Below are 7,201 nucleotides of genomic sequence, written 5' to 3'. Positions count from 1 at the left end.
GACGAGTCGCGACCCGCGCGCGGCAGCCCTCCCACGCCCGAAAACACTGCGTTCAACTGCGGAATCGGCCCTCGTGGAGGAATTGGGCTGGGAATTGATCACAGAAATCAAGCGGTGGATCCAGGCTGAGCTTCGTAAGCTTCAGGGACACCTTGAATCCCTGGTCCCATCCGTTGCTCGTCCGGAATCAGTCCACATGGTGGCATGCTTCTGTCGTATCGGCCTGATCCCTGGGCGGTGCGAGCGTGATGGGTGGGTGAAATCACGGCAAATATGAGCTCTATGGACGATTTCGTAGGGCGATGACACCATCAGGGCGTACGCTGATGCGCCCAGTTGCCCGTTGCGCCTCTTCCCAGGCGCGGTTGGAATGGGTGGAGTGCTTTGCGGGGTGGACTGCGACCGCGAGAAGGGGATACCACATGGCCGCAGGGGATTCCATGGGCGAATCCAAGCTTGTCGATCTTAGCCGGATGCTGTTTGCCCAGGTGGTTGAGATAGCGGATGAAGTGCTGCGTGAGTCGCTGGCGCGACATTTGGCGACAGGGCCGGCGGGGCATCGATGGAACAGGTCAGATTGTCCCGAACCCAGTCATGACGATCAATGACCGACGGCTTGGTTCGGCACTCGCTGTCCGCCGCCGAATTGGCGATCATCGGCTCGGGTGTTCTGCCGGGTCCGCTCATCACCAGCCTCAAAAGGGCGATCGCGAGTAGAAATATCGCCCTCCTCGAAGTAATTCGTCGTTTGTCCGGGCCGGCCAGTCCCACCGGTCGGATGATTGGCGCATTGTGGCAGGAGCTGGAACGGCGTACCGATCGAGGTCTGGCGGTGCTGGTGTCTCCGCAGGTGGGTGCCTGGGCGGAGGACACACTCCGAGCCGAGGGTCGGGGTGATCCCGTGGTGCTTGTGGCGGCGCTCGGCCGGCGGGCATCCGGCGGATTCAGGCTGGACACGGGGGAGCCATTACGCAGCCATTTCGGATTTGACATCGCCGAGACGATGACGAGTGCGCGGTGGGTGGTGCTATGTCGTGAGGCCCTCCAATTGCTCGCCGCCCGGCACGGCCGTACGGCCGCGTCACTCACCGAGCTCATCACCACCATCGTGCCGGTCAACTCGCCCTCGCCAGCGGACGCGTTCAGCGGCACCTCGGGCGCAGCCTTCGGCGCGGTTGCACTGTCGCCGCCGATCGGTTCCGCCGAACTGGCGGCCGCCTTCAACCATGAACTTCAGCACCACGTCTTGGCCGCGACCCAGGAGATCGTCGCGCTCACCGAACCGGATCATCCAGCCCGTTTTGCCGTCCCTTGGCGCGACGACCCGAGGAACGCGGCCGCGACCCTGCAGGGGATCTACGCACATGCCGCGATCTGCGAGTTCCATCGAGCCGAATGGCGGGACGGGCCCACCGCCGACGCGAACGCCAACGTGGCGGCCTACGCACTGTGGCGGCAGGCCACCGCGCAGGTGCTCACCATGCTCCTGGACTCCGGCGCGCTCACCCCCGCCGGGCGAGCGCTGGCCGAGGCCGTCGGGGGGAGGATCTTCCCGCTGCTCACGGAGGCCGTGCCGGGCTGGGCCCGGCAGCGTGCGGAGACGGAACTGGCGAGCAGGAGCGTCCTCAGTTCATCATCGGTTCGATATCGAGGTTGATCCGCCCTTGCTGGAGGGCCAGGCGCGCCTCTGGATGTTCGGTGAACCGTGCGTCGCGGTAGGCCTGGAGCACGAATTCGCGGAGCTCCGCCGCTCCCTCCGCATCGCCATCGGCCAGCCGGTCGACCGAAAGGTTGGCGCCTGTCGCCAGTGTGCAGGGATGCCGTTCGCCCAGGACCCGCCCGCTGCCCTGGTAGGCGGCTTCCCCCAGCTCGCGGGCACGCCGCACCTCGCCGATGCCCGCCAGATCGCTGGCCAGGTTGACCATGACCAGCAGCGTGCTGGGATGCTCGTCCCCGAAATGCTCCCGGAATCCGGCGAGCGCCTGCTCGTTCAGCTCCCGTGCGCCACGCGGGTTGCCGCGGGCGCGCAACACGATGGCGAGGTTGGCCCTGGCGGCGAAGGTGTTGGGATGCCGGTCCCCGGCGGCCTTGGCCCACCCGGCGACCGTCTGCTCGCCGAGTTCCTCCGCGCCGGCCAGATTGTCGGTGAGCCGACGGTCGTTGATCACGTTGGTGGCCACCAGGAGCGTCATGCGGTGCTCCGGCCCGGCCGATGCCGTCTGCTTCGCCAGGGCCTCTTCCGCCTGCGCGGCCGCCTGCTGGAAGAAACCGGCCCGGCGCAGGGAGATGGCCAGGTCGAGTGCGGTAAACACGCGCAGCGCGTCCCAGGGAGCGCCAAGTTGCACCAGGAGCGCGTCCACCTCGCGAATCATGTCGAGCGCGTCATCGTAACGGCCCATCCGGCGCAGATTGCGGGCCACGGCGAAGCGTGAGGTGAGGGTCTGGTCCTCGTTCGGCCCGAACTTGCCCTCCCGGATCCGCAGGGCCTCCAGATCGTGCTCCATGGCTTCCGCGAAACGGCCTAGGCAGCGCATGCTGACCGCGATGTTGTTGCGCACCCGGATGGTGGACTCGTGCTCTGGCCGGAACACCCGCTCGAAGCGGGGCAGCAGGGCCAGGTCATTGTCCAGGGCTTCCTGGTAACGACCCAGGACGCAGAGGTCGACGCCGTGGCTGAGCGCGCACAGCAGGTAGATCTGGTCATCCTCGCCGAAGGCCTTGAGACGTTGAAGAGTGTCGGAGTTGAGGTGGTACGCCTGTTCCCACTGGCCGTTAAGGCGGGTCGCGATGCCCACTTCGATGGCGAGCGCCAGGGTTTGCCGGTCGTCCTGCCCGAACAGCCCCTTCCAGGCCTCCAGGGCGCGCTCGCCGAGGGCCAGGCTCTCGGAGAAGCCGCCGCGCCGGTGCAGGCGCCGCACCTGATTGATGATGAGGTCCCTGACCTCGGAGTCGGGGCAGTCGAGCGCGCCCGCGGACACCAGGTGCGCGCGGGAGCGCTCGTACAGCGGGTCGCTGTCGTCCCGGCCGGGAGCGCCCGGGTCCGAGGCGGCGAGCAGTGCGTGCACGGCGTGCGCCAGGGTCTGCGCCAGCTCGGGTTGTTCCCGCTGCAGTCGCCCTCGGGTGACCGCCTGCACCACGCGGTGCATCTGCACCACGTTGAGCACGCCGTCGATCTTCACCAGTGAGAAACGCGCCAGCTGGCGGACGGCCGTGCGGAACTCGGTGATGTTCCTGATCGCGCGTCCCAGGTCCAGCGCGAGCTCACGGAGGCGGGAAGGTTGGAAGAGGAGCTCCTCAGCCACCGGCTCGGGCGCGAAGAAGGACAGCAGCTGGAAGAGGTCGTCCGCCTCCGCGGAGATGGCTTGCCGGGAGACGCCCCAGGTGGCGGCGACCGCGAGTGGATACGGGATGTCCACCTCGCTGGCCAGCAGTTCGTGGGCGTTCTCGCGGAGCCGGGCGAGGTATTCGGCGGGAGAGGTGCCGGTCTCGATCATGTAAGCTGCGGCATGTTCTGCGGCGAGCGGGAGATGGCCCAGCTCGCTGGCGAGTTCCGTGGCCACCGCATCGTTCTGGCTGAACGAGGGCACTCGCTTGACCAGGAACTCCAGCGTCTCCGCCGGAGAGAATTCCCCCACCTCGATGCCGGCGACGCCCAGCGTCTTGCGCCAGTGCGAGTCCCGCGACGTGATGATCACGTGGCCGCGCCCGCGCGGGATGTAGTCCGAGATCATTCCCGCGTTGTTGGCGTTGTCGAAGATGAGAAGCCAGTGCTGGTACGGCTCGCCGCTCTCTAGAGCCTCGATCACCAGGCGTGCGGACGAGTCGCGTTCCTCCGCCCGGAACCCGGGCAGCCCCATCCGCCGGCCGAGCGCGATCAGCGCGTTCACCACGGCCATCTCCTGCTCGGCCCGGATCCACCAGACGAGTTCGTAGTCGGCCCGGTACCTATGCGCGTACTCCGCGGCGATTTCGGTCTTGCCCACTCCGCCAAGGCCGAACAGCGCCTGAGGGGGCTGGTCGATCACCGCCGCGCTTTCCCGGAACAGGCCGCTGCGAAGCCGCTCCATCTCCCCGACACGTCCAGTGAAGTGGTGATTACGGAATGGAATCTCCTTACTCCATGCCGTGAAGTGGGCTTTCGCCCCATCTTCGGACGTAGGGTGCGTCACGCGAACCGCCTTGTTTATTCAGACTTGTCTGATATGTCCGGAAATAGGCTTTTAGGCGTATTGAACGACTCGCCGCGTCAAGCTTCAATAGTAGCTGCGGACACGTTCTCTCTGGCCAGGCGCGACATCGAGCGAGATGATTCACTTTAGCGCTGTTGACGCAACCCCCAATATGCCGATATTTACGACTATCATTCGGGATAATGGGGTGGGCGGGACGGTGCGGGGCGTGGGCCATACAAGATCCCTGGGCGGGCGTAGCGAAAGGGACTGGCGTAATTTGGTCGGCTCAGTAGCCGATAAAGTGTGTGTCCCTTTTCTCGGCGCAGGCGTGAGCCAAGGACTTCCCACCGGTACAGCGCTGGCCGAGCACTGGGCGGAACGTATCCGGTACCCGTACCCGGATGTGCATAATCTAGCCGGGGTGATGCAGTACGCGGTGGTGATGGAGTTCCAGCATGACGCGAACCGTCTCAAGCGCGAGCTGGCCAGGACCGTTTTCACGCAGGCCGCGTTGACCACGGATCAGCTGGATATCCACCACCTGCTGGCCCGTTGTGACCTGCCGCTTTATCTGACCACCAATTATGACGGGTTCATGGTGGAAGCGCTTCGGCGTAAAGGGAAAAGCCCATCCTGGAACGTGAGTCCGTGGTACTCCTCCGGGGCGGACGATGACGACGAGCGCCGGCCCCCGCTTCCCGAGCGCCAACCCACGAGTCAGCAGCCTTTGGTTTTCCACATCCATGGCCGCTACACCATTCCGCATTCGATGGTGCTGACCGAAGACGACTACATCGACTTCCATGTCAAGCATGTCCGAGACGGCATGCGCAAGGGGCTGACCCCCGCCGACGACCGTTCCTCGATCATTCCGTCGTACGTGCGGGCCCGACTGCGTCGAGCTCCCTTGCTGTTTGTCGGCTACAGCCTGCGGGACAGCACATTCTGGACGCTGTTCAAGTCGCTCATGCTCGGCCTGCACGACGGTCAGCGCAGCACCCATGTGTGCCTGCAACTGGATCCGGCGATCCGGCGGAAAGCCAGCGTCCGCGACTATCTGGAACGGCGGCTGGGACGCCAGCAGATCCAGATCTTCTGGATGTCGCTCGAGCAATTCACCACCAAACTCGAAGAGCGGCTCGCGGAGGAGAGATGAATGGTTCACCGTATGTCGGTCCCCGTCCGTTCCTCCGGTCGGAAGCCCGGCTCTTTTTCGGGCGCGAGGCGGAGGCGCGCAGCGTGCAGTCCGATTGGCTGGCCGATCGGGTAACCGTCCTGCACGGTTCCGCGGCGGTGGGTAAGACGTCGCTGCTCAATGCCGGTGTCTTGCCGCCAATGGAGCAGGAACTCCAGGTGGTCACGCTGCCGCCCAGCCGGATCTCGCTGCCGGCCCGCCCGCTCGCAGCGCCGCCGCACAACGCCTACGTCTACACCGTGCTGAGCGACTGGGCCGGTGGCGTGCTGCCCCGGTCCGGCAGCACGGTGTCGGAGTTCCTCGCCGACCGGGCTAGCGGCCTGGGACCAGCAGGCCGGCTACTCGGGGCGATCGACCAGTTCGAGGAGGTCTTCGCCGCCTTTCCCACCAGGCTGGCCGAGCGCACCGGCCTGCTGAGCCAACTGGCCGACGCGCTTCGCGCGATTCCTGCGCTCAACTTGCTTCTGCTGGTCCGGGACGAGCACCTGGCTTCGGTGACGGCCTGCGAGAGCCTGTTCCGGATGCCCTTCACCTACCGGCGGCTGGACGCGCTCGACGAACCGGCGGCGACCGAAGCCATTCAGGGGCCGACCAGGGGCACTTCACACGAATGGGCGCCGGACACGGTGCGCGAGATCATCGATCGGCTGCGCGCCAGCACCTACACCGACCCGCTCGGTAACACTGCCACTATCACCACTCCGCTGGTTGAGCCGTTGCACCTGCAGATCGTCTGTTCCGAGCTCTGGGAAGACCCCGACCAGGCCACCACACTCGACGTGCGCCCCGCGATCGCACGTTTCTACGAGCGGGCCGTGCGCGCGGCCGCGCTGGAGACCGGGATCTCCGAGGACAGTGTGCGGCGGTGGATCGAGTCCGCCTTCATCATCGAGCACGGCACTCGCGGCACCAGACTCCGCGGCCTGGCCAGCACTGCGGACATGCCGAACGCCCTGGCTGACGCCTTGGCCGACGCGCTGGCCGAACGGCACGTGCTGACGGCACGTACTCGCCTGCGGAGCACCTGGTATCAGCTCAGCCAGGATCTGATGATCGACGCGGTCCGCCGGTCCAACGCGGCCTGGTTCGCGGTCCCGCGCCCCGGCGAGCCCGATGAGATACGGCCAACGGATTTCGCCGTCGCGGCCGAGAGCGCGTTCGGTGCTGGTGATTTTCCCGGGGCACGGCGGCTGGCGTCCGTCGCGGCGTCCCGGTTCGCGGCCGATGGAGACACCCGCAGGCAGGCTCAGGCGATGGCGCTGCACGGCGAGATCGCCTTGATCGAAGGTGATCTGCGGACAGCCGGAGAGAGCTTCCGGGAGGCGCTCAACGGCTTCGAGTCCCTGGCCGATCAGGTGTCCACCGCGAAATCGATGTCCGCGCTGGCGAGCGTGCTGGCCAGCAGTGGAGATCATCAGGCTGCGGCCGACCTATACCGGCAGGCGGTGGAGCGTCACCGCGCGGATGCCGAGGCGCTCATCGGCTACGCCCAGGCCTTGTGGAACCTGGGTTCCCCGGCCGACGCCGAGGCGTTCTTCACCCAGGCGCTGGCCACCGGCCGCTCCACCGGCCGAGCCCTTGCCGGCCGCGGCCAGGTCAGAGTGGACCTGAGGCTCTATGACCGCGCGCTCCTCGATCTCGACCAGGCACTCGGCCACACCTTCGAATCCGAGGACGAGGCCGACGTGCATTCGGCCCGTGCCATCGCACTGATGGAACTGGACCGCGCCGACGAGGCACGGACCGCCATCGAACTGGCCCAGCGGCTCGCCCCGGACAGTTCGCGCGTCCGGGAAAGGGCAGCCCGAATCCGCTGATCCAGGGGTGGCACTAG

General features: G+C 66.5%; 4 protein-coding genes. 3 read left to right on the top strand and 1 reads right to left on the bottom strand.

Annotated elements, in window-relative coordinates:
• Nucleotides 1–604 precede the first annotated feature (604 nt).
• Nucleotides 605–1,657 (top strand): HEXXH motif-containing putative peptide modification protein, encoded by a 1,053-nt coding sequence (locus tag ABGB08_RS50645; protein WP_347606440.1) that lies wholly within the window; start codon nucleotides 605–607, stop codon nucleotides 1,655–1,657.
• Here the strand turns inward: ABGB08_RS50645 and fxsT are convergent.
• On the bottom strand, nucleotides 1,626–4,067 hold the full coding sequence (fxsT, locus tag ABGB08_RS50640; RefSeq protein WP_347606437.1) for an FxSxx-COOH system tetratricopeptide repeat protein: 2,442 nt from the start codon (nucleotides 4,065–4,067) through the stop codon (nucleotides 1,626–1,628). The two genes, ABGB08_RS50645 and fxsT, sit on opposite strands and share 32 nt — an antisense overlap.
• A 529-nt stretch (nucleotides 4,068–4,596) precedes the next feature.
• Between fxsT and ABGB08_RS50635 the strand changes: the two genes are divergently transcribed.
• Nucleotides 4,597–5,328, top strand: coding sequence for an SIR2 family protein (locus ABGB08_RS50635; RefSeq protein WP_347606446.1), 732 nt, complete (start codon nucleotides 4,597–4,599; stop codon nucleotides 5,326–5,328).
• Nucleotides 5,325–7,184, top strand: coding sequence for a tetratricopeptide repeat protein (locus ABGB08_RS50630; RefSeq protein ID WP_347606434.1), 1,860 nt, complete (start codon nucleotides 5,325–5,327; stop codon nucleotides 7,182–7,184). Before ABGB08_RS50635 ends, ABGB08_RS50630 begins: the two co-directional genes overlap by 4 nt.
• Nucleotides 7,185–7,201 lie beyond the last annotated feature (17 nt).

It is taken from the genome of Acrocarpospora sp. B8E8 (assembly GCF_039871605.1).
GTDB lineage: Bacteria > Actinomycetota > Actinomycetes > Streptosporangiales > Streptosporangiaceae > Acrocarpospora > Acrocarpospora macrocephala.
Note: the sequence above shows the minus strand (reverse complement) of the source record. Positions and strands in the feature narration are given on the sequence as shown.